This window comes from Providencia alcalifaciens (genome assembly GCF_020271745.1).
In the GTDB taxonomy this organism is placed as follows: Bacteria; Pseudomonadota; Gammaproteobacteria; order Enterobacterales; family Enterobacteriaceae; genus Providencia; species Providencia alcalifaciens_B.
Map to the genome: position 1 here is coordinate 1,326,436 of NZ_CP084296.1, position 21,779 is coordinate 1,348,214.

At 44.0% G+C, this 21,779-nt stretch carries 14 protein-coding genes; 10 read left to right on the forward strand and 4 right to left on the reverse strand.

Annotated features, from left to right (window positions below; genetic code table 11):
- Positions 1-195: 195 nt before the first annotated feature.
- Complete coding sequence (locus tag LDO51_RS06125; RefSeq protein WP_225576724.1) at positions 196-3,183, forward strand: autotransporter domain-containing protein; 2,988 nt, start codon at positions 196-198, stop codon at positions 3,181-3,183.
- A 134-nt stretch (positions 3,184-3,317) separates the two neighbouring features.
- On the opposite strand, the gene asd is transcribed toward LDO51_RS06125, so the two are convergent.
- The gene (asd, locus tag LDO51_RS06130; protein WP_225576725.1) at positions 3,318-4,424 is read right to left on the reverse strand and encodes an aspartate-semialdehyde dehydrogenase; all 1,107 of its coding nucleotides are present in this window, start codon (positions 4,422-4,424) and stop codon (positions 3,318-3,320) included.
- Between the two features lie 325 nt (positions 4,425-4,749).
- On the opposite strand from asd, the gene LDO51_RS06135 reads away from it, so the two are divergent.
- Together LDO51_RS06135 and yidZ are read left to right on the forward strand one after the other, a co-directional pair.
- Entirely contained in the window at positions 4,750-5,934 is a 1,185-nt protein-coding gene (locus LDO51_RS06135; protein WP_225576726.1) for an MdtL family multidrug efflux MFS transporter, read from the forward strand.
- A complete protein-coding gene (gene yidZ / locus LDO51_RS06140; protein WP_225576727.1) occupies positions 5,927-6,892 on the forward strand; it encodes an HTH-type transcriptional regulator YidZ in 966 nt (321 codons plus the stop codon). Before LDO51_RS06135 ends, yidZ begins: the two co-directional genes overlap by 8 nt.
- A 122-nt stretch (positions 6,893-7,014) precedes the next feature.
- On the opposite strand, the gene ykgO is transcribed toward yidZ, so the two are convergent.
- Positions 7,015-7,140 carry a type B 50S ribosomal protein L36 gene (ykgO, locus tag LDO51_RS06145; protein WP_006660624.1) on the reverse strand — a complete coding sequence of 42 codons (126 nt, stop codon included), beginning with the start codon at positions 7,138-7,140 and terminating at the stop codon, positions 7,015-7,017.
- A gap of 210 nt (positions 7,141-7,350) precedes the next feature.
- Here ykgO and nagK point away from each other — a divergent pair, with 210 nt between their 5' ends.
- The 5 genes from nagK to LDO51_RS06170 all read left to right on the forward strand — a co-directional run bounded on the left by nagK (position 7,351) and on the right by LDO51_RS06170 (position 17,220).
- Entirely contained in the window at positions 7,351-8,262 is a 912-nt protein-coding gene (gene nagK / locus LDO51_RS06150; protein ID WP_225576728.1) for an N-acetylglucosamine kinase, read from the forward strand.
- A gap of 408 nt (positions 8,263-8,670) precedes the next feature.
- Positions 8,671-9,309 (forward strand): OB-fold-containig protein, encoded by a 639-nt coding sequence (locus LDO51_RS06155; protein ID WP_225576729.1) that lies wholly within the window; start codon positions 8,671-8,673, stop codon positions 9,307-9,309.
- A gap of 74 nt (positions 9,310-9,383) precedes the next feature.
- The gene (locus LDO51_RS06160; protein WP_225576730.1) at positions 9,384-11,585 is read left to right on the forward strand and encodes a flotillin family protein; all 2,202 of its coding nucleotides are present in this window, start codon (positions 9,384-9,386) and stop codon (positions 11,583-11,585) included.
- 119 nt (positions 11,586-11,704) lie between these two features.
- Complete coding sequence (locus LDO51_RS06165; RefSeq protein ID WP_225576731.1) at positions 11,705-16,642, forward strand: DNA repair ATPase; 4,938 nt, start codon at positions 11,705-11,707, stop codon at positions 16,640-16,642.
- Positions 16,642-17,220: a rhomboid family intramembrane serine protease gene (locus tag LDO51_RS06170; RefSeq protein WP_225576732.1), complete on the forward strand. Its 579-nt coding sequence runs from the start codon at positions 16,642-16,644 to the stop codon at positions 17,218-17,220. Before LDO51_RS06165 ends, LDO51_RS06170 begins: the two co-directional genes overlap by 1 nt.
- Positions 17,221-17,444: 224 nt before the next feature.
- Here the strand turns inward: LDO51_RS06170 and LDO51_RS06175 are convergent, their stop codons facing one another.
- A complete protein-coding gene (locus LDO51_RS06175; RefSeq protein ID WP_225576733.1) occupies positions 17,445-18,944 on the reverse strand; it encodes an MFS transporter in 1,500 nt (499 codons plus the stop codon).
- 93 nt (positions 18,945-19,037) lie between these two features.
- Here LDO51_RS06175 and LDO51_RS06180 point away from each other — a divergent pair, with 93 nt between their 5' ends.
- Both LDO51_RS06180 and LDO51_RS06185 read left to right on the forward strand, forming a co-directional pair.
- Positions 19,038-19,577, forward strand: a complete 540-nt coding sequence (locus LDO51_RS06180) for a TetR/AcrR family transcriptional regulator (RefSeq protein WP_225576734.1) — start codon at positions 19,038-19,040, stop codon at positions 19,575-19,577.
- A 69-nt stretch (positions 19,578-19,646) separates the two neighbouring features.
- The gene (locus tag LDO51_RS06185; protein ID WP_225576735.1) at positions 19,647-20,516 is read left to right on the forward strand and encodes a hypothetical protein; all 870 of its coding nucleotides are present in this window, start codon (positions 19,647-19,649) and stop codon (positions 20,514-20,516) included.
- Between the two features lie 74 nt (positions 20,517-20,590).
- Here the strand turns inward: LDO51_RS06185 and LDO51_RS06190 are convergent, their stop codons facing one another.
- Complete coding sequence (locus LDO51_RS06190) at positions 20,591-21,667, reverse strand: nitrilase-related carbon-nitrogen hydrolase (RefSeq protein ID WP_154628065.1); 1,077 nt, start codon at positions 21,665-21,667, stop codon at positions 20,591-20,593.
- Positions 21,668-21,779: the final 112 nt, after the last annotated feature.

The window sequence follows — 21,779 nt, forward strand, 5'->3', positions numbered from 1 at the left end:
ATTTTAATCTTAAGTATCTATTTATTATTAATTCCAATTCAAATTTAATTAAATTAAATAACTAATTGGATTTAATTAATAGAATGAAGAATAAAAATAAAGTTTGTCTTATTTTATTTTCTATTTATAGTAAATAAAAATTACCTCATTAAGATGAAATAGATTTTATCCTCTCTAAAAATCTATAGGTCTATAATGAACAAAATAACTCCCGCGGTATCGCTCAGTCTATTTGCTCTATTTAACGCCCAAATTACCTTTGCAAACTCAGATTATATTGATGCTAGTAAATTTATTATTGATCAGCGAAATCAGCGATTTGACGAACTAAAAAATCAGGTAATTCCACCATATCCAACCTCACAGTCCCAAGCGGCACAATGGGATAAAGACGTTAGCCAGCAGACAACTCAATTAACAGGAAAACGCAAAAAGAACGCTGAAAAAGATAAAAAAAGCACACCAGAATATCTTTTTAATATTTACCGAGAATACGTATTTAATCAAAAAGGATTTAATTATAATGATTTTAAAGAAATTAAAGCCTATAACCGCTTAGAAAATTTATTCCATTTAGCTACCTTTGCAAATGACCCAATTCAAAACCGAACTCGCTCAATGGATTTTATTCTCAAAGACTATTATTTACGTGGTCGTCCAAATCAAGTACTCGATGATAAAGGCGAATATCTCCCAAACTATGTCGATATTACAGGCTCTTCTTACCCAAGCGGACATACGTGGAATGGGTTCAAACAAGCCGCTATCTTTGCCACGATTTATCCAGAAAAAGGCGCTCAATTCTTTGATAGAGCCATAGGCTATGGAGAAAGCCGCGTGATTGTCGGCGCACATTTCCCAACTGACACCATTGCCTCACGGGCAGCCAATTATTATCTTCTCGCCCATTTACTGAAAGAGGATAAAACCGCCAATGCACTGATTCGCCAAGCCAAAGAAGTACGCCAAGAGCTAAACAGCCAATGCGCCATCAGTGATAAAAAATGCAAACCGCCAATAGGCTCGCTTCCCTCTTTTAATAAAAACCTAGGTTATTACGCGAAGCAAAGTGAGCAGCCTTCTCCGGCACTTCGCGTTGATCAAGTTCCTGCTGATGCCGCGTATTTGCTACGTTCCCGCTTTGCCTATCTTAACAAATCTCAGTGGCAGCAAATTATTGCAGGCACTGCCTATCCCACAAACTCTTTAGCAGGCTGGGGCGTTAAACAGAATCAACCAGAAAGCCATTGGGGGCTGATTAACTTACCCAAAGCCTACAAAGGTCCAACGCATCTTGCTGAAGATTGGGTTGTGAATCAGCGAGTGACGCAAGACGATGTGGCTAACGTCGGCATAGCCGATACTTGGAGCAATAATATTGAGGGTAAAGGGCGCTTAATTAAACAAGGAGAAGGGACTTTAACCTTAACGGGTACTAACCGTTTTGCAGGGCTGGATATACAACAAGGCCGTGTGGTTTTAACCCAAGAAAACCACTTAACAGGCCCCATCAACATCAATGGCGGGGAGCTTAGCGCCAAACATCTCTTGCATGTACCCGTTGACGTCACCAATGGCACATTAGCGCTCACGCACGGCATCAAAAATACAGTGACATTAAACCAAGGAGCTCTATTTATTGGTTCTGGCCAAGTTAATGATTTAGTGGTTAACAACGGCGCTATCTTAACCCTTGGCGATAATACTAAAGACCCAACACGCCGCATAATGGTGAATAATACCGCCACATTCCAACCCGGTAGTGAATTCCATGTGAGTCTTCAATCAACAGACATACAGGAGTTTGATGCTCTACAGTCTAGCGGTACTGTGACAATCAACGGCGGTAAGGTCAAAGTGTTCTTCGCTGAAAAATCACTGCCATTCAATGAACGTATACCAAGTGAAGATGAAATTCAGGGGCGATTCCGCTCCGAATATAGAATTATTAGCGCTAAAAAAATCCAAGGGAAATTTGATAGTGTAGAACCAAACTATCTGTTTATCGGCACGACATTAGATTACGGTGAAGACTCTCGCTCACCCACCACGAAACTGGTGACACTCAACGTCGGGCGTAGCGACCTGACTTTTGATACCTTTGCAAAGACGCCAAACCAAACCGCCGTTGCTCACGCCCTTGAAGATCTCCCATTGAATAACACCCTGTATAAACGTTTAATCCTCAGCCAAACCACCGCAGGGGTTAACGATCTTCTTCGAACCTTATCCCCACAAATTCATATCGATACCCTTGCTAGCCAGTTGAATAACCATCGCCAATATCACGGCACGCTGCTGCAACAAACACGCTCATCAGAAAATATCGTCAAAGAACGTGGCGATAACCGCGGTAATGTGTGGGTCAATATTCCCTACCATTGGGACAGAACCCAAAGCGATGGAAACGCTTCCGGCTTTACAAACAGAAACTATGGGGTGTTCTTAGGGGCAGATAAGCATTTCTTTAATGATGACTTTATCTTTGGCATGAGCTCCGGTTTTACCAAAAACTCCGTATCAGGCGGTGTCGGTCATAGTCATAGCAACAATTACTATTTAGCGGCTTATGGCTCACTGCGATTAGCACCAATCACCCTCCGCGCAGGGCTTGGGCACACATGGCACACTATCAAAACGGATAGAACAGTCACTTCAGCCATTTATTCCGATCACAATACCGCCGATTATAAAGGCAAGACCAACCACTTGTTTATAGAGGCGGCTTACCCGTGGAAATCGGCATTTATCAACGCCGAGCCGTTTGCAAACCTTGCTTTTACCAATGCGGAAAGCCATGGATTTAGAGAAAAAGGGAAAAAAGCCTCACTCACTACAGGTCGCCAATCCCTCGATGCTACCACCACAACCCTGGGATTACGTTTAGATAACCAATGGAAAGTGGGTAATACATCCTCAATCGATGTACACGGTGAACTCGGCTGGCAACATCAATATGACAAACGAGAGCGTGAAATGGCATTTCGATTCGCCCACCGCGACCTGCTTGCACCACCGCTTAACTATCACGGCGTTAATGCACCGCAAGACGGTTTAGCGCTCAAATTAGGCTCCAATATCCAATTCAGTAAAAACACCAAATTGTCGGTGGATTACAGCCAATTTACTGCCAAGGGGTATTTAGAAAATAATCTTGATGCCAAATTGTTAGTGTCGTTTTAATTCGTTAGTTTCGTTGTAGTTCATCAACACAATAATTATCAACACAGTAAACATCAATACAATAAAGCAAAATGGCACCGGAGCGTTTGATCACTCCGGTGCCATGCCTATTTTTGCCTGTTAAGAGAAGCCAACTACAGCAGAATTCTCAACATACGGCGCAGAGGCTCCGCAGCCCCCCACAGTAACTGGTCGCCCACGGTAAAGGCTGAAAGGTACTCAGGACCCATATTCAACTTACGCAGACGCCCTACTGGTGTGCTCAGCGTGCCCGTCACTGCCGCAGGAGTCAGTTCACGCATCGTGATTTCACGGTCATTCGGCACCACTTTCACCCACTCATTATGGGAAGCCAGTAATTGCTCCACTTCATTCAGTGGCACATCTTTTTTCAGTTTCAGCGTGAACGCTTGGCTATGGCAGCGTAATGCGCCCACACGAACACATAAGCCATCAACCGGAATAATATTGCTGCCGGTTGCCAGTATTTTGTTGGTTTCCGCCTGACCTTTCCACTCTTCACGGCTTTGACCGTTTTCTAACGCTTTATCAATCCACGGGATCAAACTGCCCGCAAGCGGAACACCGAACGCATCCGTTGGCATGGAGCCACTGCGCGTAAAGTCAGTGACTTTTTTCTCGATTTCTAAGATGGCCGATGCTGGATTTTGCAGCTCTTTCGCCACTTGCGCATGTAAAGAACCCATTTGTGACAACAGCTCACGCATATTACGCGCACCTGCACCGGATGCCGCTTGATACGTTGCGACGGAAGCCCACTCAACCAAGTTATTCGCAAACAGACCGCCCAACGACATCAGCATTAAACTCACCGTACAGTTACCGCCGACGAAGGTCTTAATGCCTTTATTTAAGCCGTCTTGGATATGCTGATGGTTCACTGGATCTAAAATAATAATCGCATCATCTTTCATACGCAGTGAAGACGCGGCATCAATCCAGTAGCCTTTCCAGCCCGCTTCACGTAACTTTGGATACACTTCATTGGTATAATCGCCGCCTTGACAGCTAATAATAATATCCAGTGCGCTCAGTGCATCGATATCAAATGCATCTTGCAACGTGCTGCGATGGCCACCAAAAACAGGCGCTTCAGCCCCATGTTGGGAGGTGGTAAAAAAGACCGGGTGAATAACGTTAAAATCCCCTTCTTCTACCATTCTTTGCATCAATACGGAGCCGACCATTCCACGCCAGCCAATAAACCCTACATTTTTCATTCTCTTCACCCTGTCTGTTTACATACTTCACCCAAAAAATTTCTATCCTCGACTTTCACTTTGCCAATCGAAGCTGGAAATTTTTCGGAAAGATAAAATTCAGAAATCATCACTCAACCGTATTAAACGTGACAAAATATGAACCAGTGTGCAAGTGAATTTCATCACTAATAGCAAGAAGATTAGTAATGATGCTAATAATGAGTAAAAACTTATTGATTGATAATTTCCATTTTGGAAAATACTATTTTCCGATTAATCCATACATTCCATTACTCAACCCAATTAAGATTAGCGGGTTAATCCTCACAAAGTAGCGTATCTCATGACCAAATATGTCCTTTTTAGTTTCTGGATCGTCCTTATTTATCCTTTGGGCGTTGATCTCCATTTGACTGGTATTCCTTATATTGCCGCTGATTTAAATGCCAATGAAAGCCAGCTCCATGTGGCATTTTCTATCTATTTAGCGGGTATGGCATCCACCATGTTAATTGCCGGATGGTGCGCCGATCATATTGGTCGAAAGCCTGTCGTTTTAGTCGGTACGATGGTATTTGCTATCGCCTCTGTTATCGCCGGAAATGCCACATCCATTGATACCTTCTTAGTGTCGCGGTTCTTCCAAGGGATTGGCGCAGGTTTCTGTTATGTCGTGACCTTCGCTATTTTGCGTGATGTGCTGACGCCGCAGCGACGCACCAAAGTGCTCGCCGCAATGAATGGTGTAACCTGTATCGCGCCAGTACTGGCACCTGTTATTGGATTTGCTATTTTACTCATCTACCACTGGTCTGTGATGTTCTACTTTATGGCCGGTTATGCGGTTATCAGTATGCTATTTTGCTTAATCTCAATTAAAGAGACTAAACCTTCTTCAGCATCACCAACAGAACAATCGAATACCCAACCTGCCACAGAAGAAAAGTTATTTAGCACCTTCTTTGTCACGCGCTTGATTATCTCCTGCTTTGGCATGGGCGTGATCCTAACTTACGTTAACGTCGCTCCAATTATCTTGATGGAAAACCTTGGATTCACAACAGGCCAATACTCTACTGCCATGACCTTACTGGCGATGGTGAGTATGGGAACCTCATTCTTGATGCCAAAACTGATTTCGACATTTAATAGCCGAACCTTACTGAATACTGCGTTAAGCCTGTTTTTGGTCAATGGCGTCCTGCTTTCCATCTATCTGCTGGCTCTCCCACATTTGGCGCTGCTGTACATCGTCTTCGCCTTTTGTGGTGTTGGTTTTTCCATGCAGTTCGGCATCATCATGAGCCAAGCGCTATCGCCATTTGCCAAAAAAGCGGGTATTGCCAGTTCTGTATTGGCTATCTCACAATTAAGCTGCGCCTCGGCGTATATTTGGGTAATGGGTGTAATGGGCGTTCCATCAATCAGTATGCTGTTAATTATCTTGCTTGCGGCGGGAATGATTGGCATGGTGCTGCTAAGAGTACCCACCACGCAAGTCAACCAACAGGTCGCTACATGTGAATAAGCAACTGCATCGATTAGACTTAAATTTACTGGTTATTCTGCAATATCTGGTGGAAGAACGCAGTGTTAGCCTCGCAGCTCAACGCCTTGCAATCACCCCATCATCTGTCAGTAAGTCGTTGTCTAAACTACGTCAATGGTTCGATGACCCTCTGTTTATCCGCAGCCCGCAAGGGCTGCTTCCTACCCCACTCATGCTACGCATTGAAAAATCACTGCCTGAGTTTTTAAATCTCTCACACTATATTGCTGAAATTCGTGATACCGAAAAACCGCGAGGCATGACTTTCCGCTTAATGATGGAAGCACCGTTAAACTTAATCATGCTTCACGATTTATCCCTGAATATCCTCAATCAATACCCAGAATCGGAGGTCATTGTACGGGATTGGGATTATAACTCGTTGGCAGCACTGATTGCGGGGGATGCGGACATCGGCTTAGTGGGACGTGAAAGTTTTCATTTATCCAGAGAGTCAATAAGCCAGCTACCCGATATTTTAAATTTTGAAGTGTTATTCACCGATAAGCCTCTGGCGTTTATCCGCAGTGACCACCCCATTTTGCAAGAAGAATGGACGTTGGCAAATTATTTAAAATACCCTCATATCAGCACCGAATTTGGCAACCGTATTCCGTGGGCGCTTGATGATTTACTCGAGACCATGGGGCTTCATCGTCAAATCCATTTATCCTTTTCGACCTTTGAACAATCCCTCTTAATGGCGTCTCGCCCGGATCATAACCTTATTACTAGCTCCCCCGGCTATTGCCAACACTATGTTAATGATTTCAACCTTGATTTAGTCTGCCTTCCTCTTCCTGTTGATGACATTCTCTACCAGCAGCTCGAAATTCCTTTTTTGATGCTGTGGCACAAACGTAATTCCTATAACTCAAAAACCTTATGGTTAAGAGAGCAGATCAAAAATAGTACGCTTGAATTTGTGAAACCTTGAACTTGTGAAACCCTGACTTTGTGAAACTTTAAGCTTGTAAAAACATAAAAAAACGCCATGGCAAGGAGTATGAATTGCCACGGCGAAAGCAAGGATGCGAAGAAACAGAGACTAACGGAATACTAACCTTGAACGGCTTTGAAACGAGGATTGGTTTTACAAATCACGTAGATGCGGCCACGACGGCGCACAACTTGGCAATCAGGATGACGCTGCTTAGCGGTTTTTAATGAGCTGAGGACTTTCACGGTAACTCCCAATAACTATTTAATGTAAATACAACTCAATGTAATGTTATAATATAACAAATGCAGATGTGACAATAATCGAATTAAAATCATCCCGCAATCATTTTTTGGGAAACTTTTGTATAATTAAGCCATTACTGAATCTCTGTCATTATTTATCAAATAGATACATTTCTATTTAATGAAATAGACCAATTTGAGGAAGATGAAATGTATTACGGCTTTGACATGGGCGGCACTAAGATTGAGCTAGCAGTGTTCGACCAAGCGCTCAATCAAGTGTGGCAAAAACGTGTTCCAACCCCCAAAAATGATTATCAAGCATTGCTCAATGCTTTTCGTGATTTAACGGCTGAAGCCGATGCACAGTTTAACTGCCAAGGTAAAATTGGTATTGGTGTTCCGGGGATAGTCAATCACTCAGAAGGCGTGGTATTTACGACCAATGTCCCAAGCGCACAATATAAACCTTTCATTCATGACCTAGCCACACTTTTAAATCGCCCTGTTAAAGTTGAAAACGATGCCAACTGCTTTGCCCTATCAGAAGCATGGGATCCTGAATTCAAGCGTTACCCTAGCGTTCTAGGTTTGATTCTTGGTACTGGCGTTGGCGGCGGTTTTGTCATCAACGGTAAGGTGTTATCGGGAAAAAATGGCATTGCTGGGGAAATCGGACACATGAATATGAGTGTTCGTGCCGCAAAATATCTTGGGGAAACCGTACCTGAAATTGTCTGTGGTTGTGGTCAAACTGGCTGCTTTGAAACCTATCTTTCAGGCCCCGGCTTCGAACGCATTTATACCGCGTTTACTGGTGAAAAATGCTCTGCTATCGAGATTATTGAACGTTATCACAACGGTGACATCGCCGCAAAACAGCATGTGGAACGCTATATGATGGTGCTGGCAATGTTTATGGGACAAGTCATCACCGTCTTTGACCCAGACTTAGTAGTGATTGGCGGTGGCCTGTCCCAATTTGATGAAATTTATCGCCTATTACCAGAAATGGTACCTCAATATCTGTATGGCATTGCGAAAATGCCCGCTATCGGAAAAGCCCGTTATGGTGCCTCTGGTGGCGCCCGTGGCGCTGCATTTTTGAATCTCGTCGACTAATTTTCCGCACTTCTTAATACCCGTATTTAATGTCCGCGCATGGTTCCACCATCACATCTCTACTCTTTCGACTTATCGAGAGTAGGGATGACCACTACCTCAAAATCACTAAAATATAATTGAGAATGATTATCATCTTTGTTAGGTTTAATTAAATTAGCTAATAATCAATAAGTTGAATCCATTTTTCTTTTTCAGATTAACTACAGAAAATTAACCATAGAAATCAGCGAGATAATATAGAAACTAGACTTATCCTATATTGTTCATTTGAAAAGAGCTTATGATTAACGTGGCTTTATTCATTTTTTGATAGATTCGCGATAAAAACACAACTAAAGGTCATACACACAACCAACAGATACCCGCTAAAGTCACATTCAGCCACTTAACTAAAGAGAAAAATAAATGAGTTTGTTTTTAGAAAATTGCTTGGCTTTCCCGACCATTATCTTTAGCGGTTTGCTGATTATTGTCCTTTTTTACTGGCTCTGTGCCGCTTTTGGACTGTTAGATATTGATTTATTTAATATCGATACTGAATTAGACGCTGACGGCATCGACCTCACTGGCTTTGCTGGCTGGCTAACAAAACTTGGTTTAGCCGGTATTCCCGTCACCATTATCTTGACGCTATTTACCCTCTTCGGCTGGCTGATTAGTTACTTTGCTGCGCATTTATTCCTCCGTTTTATTGATATGACCTTGCTGCGTTACGCCGTCAGCGTCACATCACTGGTAATTACCGCCTTTATCTCCCTGCACTTAACCGCCATTTGCCTAAAACCAATCCGTAGCCGGCTGGTTAACTTTAATAAACCCAAAACGGTTCATCAGCTAATGGGAAAATTGGCAACAGTGCGCTCTGGGACGGTCACAGAACAGAATGGGGAAGCCACCTTAGAAGATGGCGGTGCCGGACTAATTTTGCAGGTTAGAGCGCCTAGCGCTGAAAATATTAAACGCGGGGATCGCGTCGTTATCATCAGTTATGACCCACAATCCCACAGTTACCAAGTTGTCACTGAGAACGAATTCAGGCAGTAAACACAAAAAATAAACTACCTACTTTGCTAATTAATAAAGAATGACGATATCGTCAGAACCCATGGAGAAGAAATATGGATTTGGCTGAATACATGCCTTTTTTAACGGTTGTTGGGGGAGTGATCATCATCATTCTTGGGTTCTTTGGTTTATTTAAAGCCTTCTACATCAAAGTCCCTCAAGGTACTGCTCTGATTGTCAACGACATGTCTTCACAACCCAAAGTGCATTTTACGGGCGCGTTAGTGTATCCCGTTATCTACAAAAAAGAGTTTATGCGTATTTCGCTGCTAACTCTGGAAGTGGATCGTCGTGGTAAAGATGGCTTAATTTGCCAAGATAACTTACGGGCAGATATCACCGTTGCCTTCTATCTACGTGTTAATGAAACCACCGAAGACGTATTAAAAGTAGCAAAAGCTATCGGTGTTGAGCGTGCATCTGACCATCAAGCCGTCAGCGCCCTATTCAGTGCTAAATTTTCAGAAGCCCTGAAAACGGTTGGTAAGCAATTAGAATTAGCCAAGCTGTTTGAAGACCGTCAAAGCTTCCGTGACCGTATTGTCGATGTGATTGGTAAAGACCTTAACGGTTATGCGTTAGAAGACGTGGCAATCGACTATTTAGAGCAAACGCCGAAATCAGCTCTCGACCCGAACAATATTTTCGACTCCGAAGGTATTCGCAAAATCACCGAAATTACCGCTATTCACAATATCGAAACTAACCAAAAAGAGCGCGACCAAGAGTTAGCTATCAAAAAGAAAAACGTGGAAACCCGCGAAGCGAGCTTAGCATTAGAGCGCCAACAAGCTGACGCTGAAGCCCGTCAAAAACGTGAAATTGATAATATCCGTGCTCGAGAACAAGCCGAAACCCTACGCGTTCAAGAAGAAGAGCGCCTGAAGTCAGAACAAGCGCGCATTCAAACTCAGCAAGAAATTGAAATTCGTGAAGAAAACCGCATGCGTGAAGTGGAAGTGGCTCAACAGAACCGTACACGCGCCGTGGCTATCGAAGAGGAACGAGTCAGTCGTGCTCGTGAGCTAGAAATTGTCGCTCGTGAACGTGAAGTTGAACTGCAACGTATTGAAAAAGAAAAAGCGCTAGAAGAAGAACGTAAAAACATCTCTAACGTGATCCGCGAACGTGTCGCCGTCGAAAAAACCGTCGCACAGGAAGAGGAACGCATCAAGGAAGTCCGCGAAGTTTCAGAAGCTGAGCGTATGAAGCAAGTCACCGTGATCAACGCCCAAGCGGAAGCCGAAGAGGCTTTAGTCCGTCAGGTGAAAAAAGCCGAAGCCGATGAAGCCAGCGCCAAACACCGTGCAGAAGAAATCAGTACCATGGCACAAGCAGAGCTGGAAGCTTCCGCCAAACAAGCTGAAGCCAAAAAACGCTTAGCAGAAGGGATTGAAGCAGAGCATGCAGCATTAGGCTTAGCGGAAGCCCGTGTTCGCCAAGCCACTGCCGAAGCTGAAGAGAAAGAAGGCCTGGTTCAAGCGAACATCACCGCTGAAAAACTGTTAGCCGAAGCTCGTGGTCTGAAAGAAAAAGGCTTAACCGAAGCGCAAGTGATGGAAGCTAAAGCGAACGCCGAACGCGAACAAGGTTTTGCCGAAGCGAAAATTCTGGAAGAAAAATTGGCAGCGCAGGCGCGTGGTGAAGAACAACAAGCCAACGCCAAAGAAAAACTGGGCTTGGCGGATGCCAAAGTCTTGGAAGAAAAACTGGCAGCCCAAGCTCGCGGTGAAGGCCAATTAGGGGCCGCGCAAGCTGAAGTTATCCGCCAGCGTCTGAAAGCAGAAGCTGACGGTCTGACTGATAAGTTCCAATCCATGGATCACCTCAGTGATACTGCTCGTTCACACGAAGAGTTCCGTATGCGCCTTGAGAAAGAGTTTGAGCAATCCATGGCATCCATTGAAGCGAATAAAGAAATTGCTCGCGAACAAGCAGATGTACTGGCTGCGGCGCTGAGCAAAACCAACATCGAAATTGTGGGCGGTGACGGCGACTTCTTTAACACCTTCTCCAAAGCGCTGAGCTTAGGTAAAGCCGTTGATGGGTTTATGGATAAAAGCAGCTTTGCCAAAGATAACCTTGAAAAGTTAGTTAATCGAGTCACAGAAGAGAAGAAAATTGATATCGCGTCCTTACTGCAAAACCCTGAAGTCAAAGATTTAATCAATGGCTTTATGGCTGCAAAAGGCGCGCCACAAACAGCGAAAAACATCGTGAACAAACCCGTGTCTTACGATGATAACCAAAGCTAACTCATCAATATTCAGGCTTTTCAGGTAAGTTTTATACCTCACCCCGCCAAGTTGCAGCACACAGGCAACTTGGCGTTTTATGAGCGTATCTTTTTTAAGACCAAGGAAATTCGTTAAACATGTCAGAAACCCAAGATGTGAATCGCGAACAGGAAATTCTCGACAGTGCCGTCGCAGAAGGTGGCGCGTACGAAATATTACGCAAGCGCCTAACCGAACAAGGACAGCAACTTCACCAAAAAGCGGCTCAACTTAACGACCGCCGGTTGACTGAGTTTGGTCAAAGCCAGATGGATATCATCGGGCGTATCCGTATTCGTACCGAAAATAACTGCCAAGCGAGGGACATTGTCCGTGTCGGTGACTGGCTGCTATTTGGCTATAACGTTTTTCTGGGTCTGAAAAAAGAAACTCACATTGAAGATGTTTTTTCCCTATATCAGCTCACTGAAAATGAAGGTGATTTTGATGTAGTCTCTGTCCCCTACGAAGAGACATTCCTCAATGATACGCGCTTTGTTCAGGATTTTACTGAGCTGTATACCTATTACAAAAACACGCAATTACTGCAATTAGTCGAGCGCGATGGCAAGCTGTTAGCCAGTTTTCAAATTGGTGATCGGTTAACCGACGTGCGTGTTTTCCGCTGGTCAATTTCCAGTGATAAATCCCGCATCGAATACATCGATAACCGGGGTGAACGTGATATCGCCCTCCCCCCCACCAATGATTTCGAATGGGTGCGCACCTCGCGGGAAAATACCGTCAATGGGCGCTATCCTCACATTAATATTCTCGATACCGTCTTTGTGGAAACTATCGGCGGCGACCTAACTATAAAATGTGAAAATAATACCGAAGATGGGTTAGGCATCTACCGAGAAGCGGTGCTCGATAAAAACCAATCCCTCGATGACGCCCAAATTGAATATGCCCAGACTGGCAGCCTGATTTTACTCAAGATCTTGCCATACCGCGAAGAGAGCTGGCGCTATCTGGTTTACAACATTCTGAACCAAACCGTTCAACGTATTGATGCCATCGGGCAAGCGTGTGTGCAGTTGCCGGAAGATCACGGAATTATCTTCCCTGGGGGCTACTACCTGCAAAACGGGGAGTACAAAACCTTCGAGCAACCGATGGATGGTATGCGTTTTCGTCGTCTACGCCGTTCGCCTAACGGTGAAGATGTGCTGTATGTGTTTTATTCCCCGAACCAAGGTCGTATCGCCCTTTTCAATTACAATTTGATTGAACGTAAGCTTGCCGTACCATTAATTGGCCATGGTTATGCCATGCTCGAAGATGGCAAAATGGTGCTGTTCGAAGGAGAAGGCGACGAAGCCACCCGAGTTCACCCAATGCAGGTTTGGCAAACCCCATTCTATTCTGACGAATTTGCCGATAAGCAGCCGCCACGAGGTGGGTTTCTTGGGCGTATCGGTAACGCAGATTTAGTCCGTGGGATCTCCGAAATTCTCCATGTTGCCAAAGAGATTGAAGGTAACCAAGTTTCCGTTTCTCGCTATGAACAACTCAGCCAACAACCCAAAAACTTACTGGATATTTTCTATTGGTTTAACGACGACCAGTGCTTAGGTATTGGTAAACTCTTAAAAGAGATCGCCCAAACCAGTGAGTTGGTGCTCGACGAATACGAAAAAGTCGAAAGCATCCGCCAGCAATCTGTCAAATCCATGAATGAGGCGGTCACTCGCCAACGCGCCTTACTGTCCCTCACATTGCCTGAAGGATGGACGGATATTCAACAATTTGTGGATGGGCTAAACGCCTTAAATGCCCAACAAGGTCACCTGATTTCATTGCGAGAATTCCGCTATATGGATCTCACAAAACTCAGTGAGATGGAAAATGAAATCACCGAAGCACAGCAGCGCGTCTCCCAAGGCACTGCCCAATTTCTTGCCAGCGACAAAGCTCTGCAACCGTTTAAAACTCAGCTCGCGACCTTTGAAGAATTAATTGAAAAGGCACAAACCAGCGCGCAGTTAGATGTCCCAATGAATGACATGGAAAAAATGTCAGCGGATTTGGACATGCTCTCTAACTTAATGGCTTCCTTGAGTTTTGATGACGTCACTTTACAGACCCATATCATCGATGCCATTTCGCACATTTATGCTCAGTTAAACCAGTCCCGCGCCCGCCTACAACAAAAACGCAAATCTCAAACTAGCGTTGAGAGCGTGGCCCAATTTGGGGCGCAGTTCCGCCTATTTAGTCAAGGGATCACCAACGCACTATCCCTCGCGACCGACCCAGAACGTTGTGATGATCAGTTATCCCGATTACTGGTTCAGTTAGAAGAGTTAGAAAGCCAGTTTAGCCATCATGATGAATTTCTTGATGATATTCTGGCAAAACGCGAAGAATTACTGGAAACGTTTGAATCCCATAAACAAGTTCTGATTGATGACCGCCAGCGCCGTTCGCAAAATTTATTAACGGCCGCCGACCGTTTATTAGAAAGCCTTCAACGCCGTACTGTACGCTTGCAAAACCAAGATGAACTGAATGCGTTTTTTGCTACCGACCCACTCGCGCAAAAAACCCGTGAAATCATCGAGAAACTACGAGAAATCAACGATAACGTCAAAGCTGACGATATCGATGCCAGACTCAAAGCCTCTCGCGACCAAGCCATTCGTATTTTGCGAGATAAAACCGATATCTTTGAAGATGGCGGTAATATTATTAAGCTGGGTCGCCACCGTTTCAGTGTTAACACCCAAGAGCTTGACCTGACTATCTTGCCAAAAGATAACCAACTGTGGGTGTACCTCACCGGAACAGATTTCCAAGAACCCATTGATAACCCCGAACTTGCACAGTTGCAGCCTTATTGGACTGCCAATCTTGAATCCGAATCTGATACCGTTTATCGCGCTGAATACCTCGCGTATTCCATCATCTACACCGCAGCAAAACGCCAAGATGGCTTGGATTATGACACTCTAAAAAGCGCGCTGTCTGCCCCTGAAAAAATCGATAAACTGGTGCGTGATTTTGCGGCTCCACGCTACAAAGAAGGCTACGAAAAAGGGATCCACGACCACGATGCTATCGCGATATTGAAAAAGCTGATTCCGATTGGCGAAAGCGCTGATTTACTACGTTTCAACCCAACAGCTCGCGCCATCGCAGCGATTTTTTGGCATCATATTCAAAACAATGAATTCCCTGCACAATGGCCAGAACGAGCCAGAACCGCGATGAATATCCGTCAGCTATTCAATAACGATGATGCCCTTTTAGATCTTCAAGCGGAAATTGAAGCTGATATCAGCTTATTCCTGCAAGATAACCCAATTAATTGCCAAGCTCATGAACAAGCTCAAGCTGCGGAATACCTCAGTTTTGCGTTAGCTAGAACGCCGATTGAATTGGTGTACAGCAAATATGCACGGGACTTAGTGGCGGCACTACAGGCTCGCTTAGAAGAAGCCCATATGTGGCTGGATTTCAACCATTCACAGCAAAACCTTGGTACTCGCTATGCTCAGCGCTGGGCACTACTGCAAAATTGGCTGCAAGGGCTGTGTTCGATTGACGAGTTTGCGCACTTACGTCCGTATATTCCGGGCGCCATCGCCATTATTATCTTGGATAAAGTAGCATCGGCGCGTTATAGCGAAGCTGATTTATACTTTAAAGTCACTGGATTACTGGGGGATCACCCGACAATCCACAACCAAACCCTCTCGTTAAGTTTGGATGATTTTTTCAGCCGAATGCGCGAACAGCGTAAGCAATTTATTCCTGCATTCCGCCAATACCAAGCTTTACGCCAGCGTATTGTGAGTGAAGAGCGTAGCCGCCTAAAACTTCATGAGTTCAAAGCTAAGCCACTGAGCTCATTTGTACGTAATAAGCTGATCAATGACGTCTATTTGCCGATTATCGGTGACAACATGGCGAAGCAGATTGGTGCCCTCGGTGAAAACAAACGTACCGATTTAATGGGTCTCTTACTGATGATCTCCCCGCCGGGTTACGGGAAAACAACCCTGATGGAGTACGCAGCTGACCGTCTTGGTCTGATCTTTATGAAGATTAATGGCCCTGCGCTTGGGCATGATGTGTTGTCCCTCGACCCAGAGCAAGCCCCGAATGCGACCGCCCGACAAGAACTGGAAAAACTCAACCTTGCCCTCGAAATGGGCAACAACGTGATGCTGTATGTGGATGATATTCAACATACTCACCCTGAATTTTTACAGAAATTTATCTCTCTGTGTGATGGAACTCGTCGCATCGAAGGGGTATGGAAAGACAAAACCAAAACCTACGATATGCGCGGTAAAAAATTCTGCGTGGTAATGGCGGGTAACCCGTATACCGAATCAGGCGAAGTGTTCCGTATCCCTGATATGCTCGCCAACCGTGCAGATATTTATAACCTCGGTGAAGTGCTCGGTGGGATGGATGATGCCTTTGCGCTGAGCTACATTGAAAATAGTCTGACCTCAAACCCTGTATTGGCACCGCTGGCGCTGCGCGATTTAAACGACTTGTATTTGCTGGTGGATAAAGCCATGGGTAAATCAGTTTCCACTAACGCACTTAGCTACCCATATTCCGATGCGGAAGCGAATGAAATTACTGCGGTTATTTCCCGATTACTCAGCTTGCGTGATGTGGTTCTGAAGGTAAACCAACAGTATATTGCCAGTGCCGCACAGTCAGATAAATACCGAACTGAGCCAGCATTCCGCCTGCAAGGCAGTTACCGGAACATGAACAAACTCAGCGAGAAAGTCTCTTCTGTCATGAATGATGATGAATTAGAGAGATTGCTGGATGACCATTATCTTGGTGAGGCACAATTATTAACAACTGGCGCTGAAGAGAACTTACTGAAGCTGGCAGAATTACGAGGAAGGCTGAATGAGAAAGATGCAGCACGCTGGCAGCAAATCAAAAAAGACTTCTTGCGTAACAAAGCATTAGGCGGTGATAATGCCGATGTGGGCGACCGCGTTGTGACTCAGCTCGCCCAACTGGTTGAAAGCGTACAATCTCTCGGACATCGATAATGCAAACTTGGCTAAGCCCGCGAATTAAATTACTGATTACCCTTGCGGGCTTGCTGATCATTATCCAAATTGCCAATAGCTTAAGTGGCTACGCGCTTGTCGGGTTCGGCATCCAGCCAAGAACGCTGCACGGACTAGTGGGGATTATCTTCGCCCCACTGATCCACGGGGATTGGACCCACCTTCTGAGTAATCTGCCGCCATTACTGGTTTTAAGCGCCCTACTGCTACATGATTCCATTCGAAAATACGCTTATGCCAGCATGTTTATTATTGTGGTTGGCGGTTTGATTGTCTGGTTAGTGGGTAGAAATGCACTGCACATTGGCGCTAGCGGCTGGATTTTTGGGCTTTGGGGTTTATTGATTGCCCAAGGTTTTTTTCGCCGAAAACTGTTAGATATTATTATCGCCCTGTTGGTGCTGTTCTATTTTGGTGCGATGGCGAGCGGGTTATTGCCTGTTCACCAACAAATATCGACAGAATCCCATATTGCCGGTGCCATCGCCGGAATTGCCTATGCGTGGTTAGCCAATCAGAAATCAAAAGCGGCACCACCAACCAAGTTTTCAAAGTGATTTTTTAAAAAATTAGTTAAAAGAAACCCGATATACACTGCACCCTACACCATCGAATCGGTATTACTCCTGTTCAATATTCTCCTGACTCCCTAAAGTCTCACGAAATAGCACCAATTCAGAACGGCAAAAGTTTTGCCTTGTTTGCCATTAGCCCATTCTCGGCATCAATTTTAATTCACAAAGTTAAGTCATAAACCGGGAGCCAATAGCTCCCTTTTTATTTAGTAAGCAATATTGACCTTTTTACGGTGAAAGAAAAAAGGTAACACAACAATGCTCACCACCAGCACGATTATCGTCGCTATCATGACCGACATAAATGCGCTATCAAATGCCATATTCGCCTGATTAACTAAGAGGCCTGCACTATCTTGCGGTAACCCTTCAGCCACAATTAACGCTTCATCAAGACTATCATAGGCCTTGTCTGCTACTGTGAAGCCGGCGGGTAGTACCAACTTTGAGGCATAAACCGCGCTCATCAAGCCCCCCATGAATGTCACGCCAAGCACGCTACCTAGCTCATAAGCCACTTCTTCAATGGAGGCTGCCATGCCTGCTTTTTCATCTGGCGCATTTAACATGATGGTCGTTGACGCCGTGGTAAAGATGGCACCTAACCCGAACCCAACACAGGATAAGAATGACAGTAATATCAAGCCGGTTGAGGTTTTGAATACCCACGCAACCCCAACAACGCCAACTAATGTGCAAGTGAATCCTAAAATCATCATTAGTTTAGCGCCGACCTTATGCAAATATATACCCGCTAACGGAGACGCTAACACAGACGCAATCGGGATCGGAATAATGTATAACGCCGCCTCAAATGGGGTATAACCTAATACCAACTGCAAGCGCTGACTTAACAGAAGTTCGATACCAACGATAATCACGATGGATAAAATCGCCATCATAATGCCCGCAAAAAAACGTGGGTCGCTAAGTAATTTGAAATCAATCATGGGCGATTCTGATGCTAATTGTCGACGGCTAAAAATAACCAGAAAGGCAATGCCGATCGCCCCAGCAATGAGTAGCGTGAACCAATTAATATTGGCTTTTCCTAGCTCTTTCAAGGCGTAGATTGAACCAATCAGACCTACCAGGACAAATAAGGAACCTAAATAATCAATCGGTTGCTGCGAATTTATCGTACTTTTTGGTATTAAAGAAAGTGCAAATGGGATCACCAACAGCACGACAGGTACGTTGATTAAAAAGACGGAGCCCCACCAGAAATGATTAAGTAATACGCCGCCAAATAATGGTCCAATTGCAGCACCGCCCGATGCCACTGCTGACCAAATACCAATCGCCAGTGCCCGCTCTTTCGGGTCCAAAAACACTTGACGAACAATGGCCAATGTCGCCGGCATACTAATCGCGGCACCAACGGCTAAAAATCCACGAGATAAAATTAAGCTCAATGCGCTTGGTGAAAATGCCGCGCACAAAGAGGCCAATGCGAATAAGGGCAACCCTAGTACAAACATTCGCTTATGACCAACTTTATCACTTAACATTCCCGCAGCAGGCAATAGCCCCGCCACGACTAGCGGGTAAGCATTCATGATCCATAATTTTTCAGACGCTGTTGCGCCTAGGTCATGAGTTAATTTAGGCAGTGCGGTGTATAGCACGGTGACATCAATGACGATAAGAAATAAAACACTCGATACTAAGAGTAGGATAATCCAACGTTTATAATCTGCTATCATAAAATCTTCTCAACTTGTTTAATTGATCATCTTTATGGATGATCGTGCTATAATATAATTCCATACGTACGTATTGAAAAGAGGTTTTTTTAAATGGGACGTCAACGAACAATCGATCGCGAGAAAGTGCTAGAAGCAGCAGAAGAGATTGTCATTAATCAAGGTGCCACCGCACTGACGATTGATGCAGTCGCCAAATCAATGGGGATTTCTAAAGGGGGAGTCCAATACTGCTTTGGTAATAAAGAGGCCTTAATTGATGCCATGTTCGAGCGCTGGAGCCACTCTTACGATGAGATTTTCAGTAAAGCAATCGCCCAAGATAACAGTCCTGAAGGTCGAGTGATTGCCCACATAAAAGCCACCGCGGATCACGATAAAACCAGTATCGCCAAAGGTGCCGCATTAATGGCTTCTCTGCTTCAAACACCCGAATATTTAGAAAGCACCCGTAAATGGTATCGAGAACGCATTGCTAATTTAGATTTATCAACAGAAAGCGGCAAACGCGCTAGATTGCTATTTTTAGCCACTGAAGGCACTTTTATTTTGCGCCATTTTGGTTTGATGGATATTGATGACGCAGAATGGCAGTCAATATTCAGCGATATTGAAAACACCTTTAAATTTTAGGTGAAAATCCATTTTTGATATCTCTAACACTCTCTTTTTTATATTTTTATCTAAAAAGGAGAGTATTCAATGAATAAAATAAGTAATGGGTGCACAGGTAAAATATCTCAACCACATATTGAACAAAACCAATCCGCGTTGGCGAAACCTAAAAATAAAAAAAACGTGTTTATTGAGAGAATAAACAGGTTATTTAATACCAAGTTGTTTAATGCATTGTTAAAGCACCCCAAAAAAACAAAAAATACCGAAATCATTCCTTCCCATCAAGGTTTCGTAAAACTGGCAATCCCTGAAGTTGTCCCTTTAAAGACACTCAAAAATACGAATTTAGCACCAAACAATGTACATATTGAGCCTATAATTGCAAAAACGATACCAAGTGAAATAGACCAATTCACAGAAAAATTACATCACCTCAATATCATCTTTAAAAATGATGCGTTCGGCGCAGATCATCGACCTACATTTTTAGTCAAAAACTACTCTGCAAATCGCACAGTCACCCTCAACAGACATAATTATCTTGGTAAGGGAGAATATGGAATCGCCTATCGCATGGGTAACTTTGTGATTAAAATTCCTCATCGCGATTTAATATTTAAATACAATAAATATGCAGAGTACGGTCGCTGCGCTAGAGTATTAAATGAAATAAATCAAGATGTTAATTTTTCTCGCTCGACTACGCTAGCAAACGGCAATGTTGTTTTAGTGACTAAATTTATTGATGGGAAATCGATAAAAGGTAAGGAGGCTTTTGATTTTGTTAAATCAAGAGGACGAATGATTATGGATTATGGTTCTGATGGAAATGTAAAAAAAGACAATAAAAATAACACCTATTTAATCGACGCTGATTTTGCTGCACAGCCTAAACAACTAAATCGCACCCTGTCTATAGGCACCACTGAAATCTATAAGCGTTATAGAAAATAGCGATGCCCGTTAGCTTAGAATTAAAAAAACCAACAACGCAATACACGCTGTTGGTTTTTGATTAATCGCGACCGTTATTGCTTATCATACACACTCGGTACAAACACATTTCGCTCGATCATTTTCTCGATTTGCTTATTTAAAATAGTCTCTCGATAGTGTTTATGATTACCTTGTGGCTCGTGCAAGTAGGTATTTTTCGGGTAAATTGGCGTTTCATAAATAAGTTGAGCGCATTCAGTTCGAATATCTTTCAGCCAGTTACTCACCGAGGCATTTGCGCGGTGATGGCGCATGGCTTCAATATCAATCACTCCATACACATAGGTTGAGCCGTTAGTATCCTCTTGTTTACCCACAATTTTACCTTTGTAGTCCACAATCAGTGAGCGACCACCGCCACAGTCAATTGGCGCTTGTGTGGTTGGGAACATATACATTGAGCCAATATTCGGCGCCACAACATAGAAATTATTTTCCAATGCACGGGCGCGGTTAGAAATCTCAAACAGGTCATTTTCAGTAAATGGCGTCGGTAATGAGGCGCGATACACCACTTCTGCCCCATTTAATGCCAGGCCGCGACCGTTTTCGGGGAAGTTTCCTTCCATGGCCATCATTACCCCTAATCGACCAATTTCAGTATCAACAACAGGCCAGAAAGATTGTAATGAACGCCCATATTTTTTTATCCACTCATCGTACAGATCATGAGGTGATGCCGAACGTTCACATGGCAGCAAAGAGGACATTTTATGGTGCTTCAAGATAATGTTACCTTTGGGATCAATAATAAACCCAACGTTAAACATAATACCCGGCCAATCTGGATCACGGGTTTTTGCCTGAGCCATAATGTACACATTTTGAGATTTCGCTAACTCCCCCAATCTGTCAGTCTCAGGGCCTGGGATATCAATGGCGCCATCTTTTAAAAATTCAGCAATCGGTAAATCCAGAGCTTCATCGTTGAAACCTTGCAAAGCTCCCTCAGGGAGAACGAGTAAGCGAACAGGAAGATCCAATGAAGATAGCCACAGCGCACCGTGAGATAGCTCCTCAAGATGGTCGATATTTTTCATAATATCGCTACGCGTTTTTATTCCCCACGTTGTTGGCACTAAACCCACTACACCATATGGCTTTATCATAATAATTCTCCGATTTTATTTTCGATTTACCTGCATTTGGTATTGTTCAAAAATCAAACTCATCGAATATTATTCATATGTTAAATTTATGTCAAATAAATATTAATTTGCA

Bases quoted from the DNA above. Each gene is read 5' to 3' on its own strand.
- LDO51_RS06135 (WP_225576726.1), top strand. From the start codon at position 4,750: ATGACCAAATATGTCCTTTTTAGTTTCTGGATCGTCCTTATTTATCCT.
- LDO51_RS06190 (WP_154628065.1), bottom strand. From the start codon at position 21,667: ATGATAAAGCCATATGGTGTAGTGGGTTTAGTGCCAACAACGTGGGGA.
- LDO51_RS06175 (WP_225576733.1), bottom strand. From the start codon at position 18,944: ATGATAGCAGATTATAAACGTTGGATTATCCTACTCTTAGTATCGAGT.
- LDO51_RS06160 (WP_225576730.1), top strand. From the start codon at position 9,384: ATGGATTTGGCTGAATACATGCCTTTTTTAACGGTTGTTGGGGGAGTG.
- LDO51_RS06170 (WP_225576732.1), top strand. From the start codon at position 16,642: ATGCAAACTTGGCTAAGCCCGCGAATTAAATTACTGATTACCCTTGCG.
- LDO51_RS06155 (WP_225576729.1), top strand. From the start codon at position 8,671: ATGAGTTTGTTTTTAGAAAATTGCTTGGCTTTCCCGACCATTATCTTT.
- LDO51_RS06185 (WP_225576735.1), top strand. From the start codon at position 19,647: ATGAATAAAATAAGTAATGGGTGCACAGGTAAAATATCTCAACCACAT.
- LDO51_RS06165 (WP_225576731.1), top strand. From the start codon at position 11,705: ATGTCAGAAACCCAAGATGTGAATCGCGAACAGGAAATTCTCGACAGT.
- LDO51_RS06180 (WP_225576734.1), top strand. From the start codon at position 19,038: ATGGGACGTCAACGAACAATCGATCGCGAGAAAGTGCTAGAAGCAGCA.
- asd (WP_225576725.1), bottom strand. From the start codon at position 4,424: ATGAAAAATGTAGGGTTTATTGGCTGGCGTGGAATGGTCGGCTCCGTA.
- LDO51_RS06125 (WP_225576724.1), top strand. From the start codon at position 196: ATGAACAAAATAACTCCCGCGGTATCGCTCAGTCTATTTGCTCTATTT.
- nagK (WP_225576728.1), top strand. From the start codon at position 7,351: ATGTATTACGGCTTTGACATGGGCGGCACTAAGATTGAGCTAGCAGTG.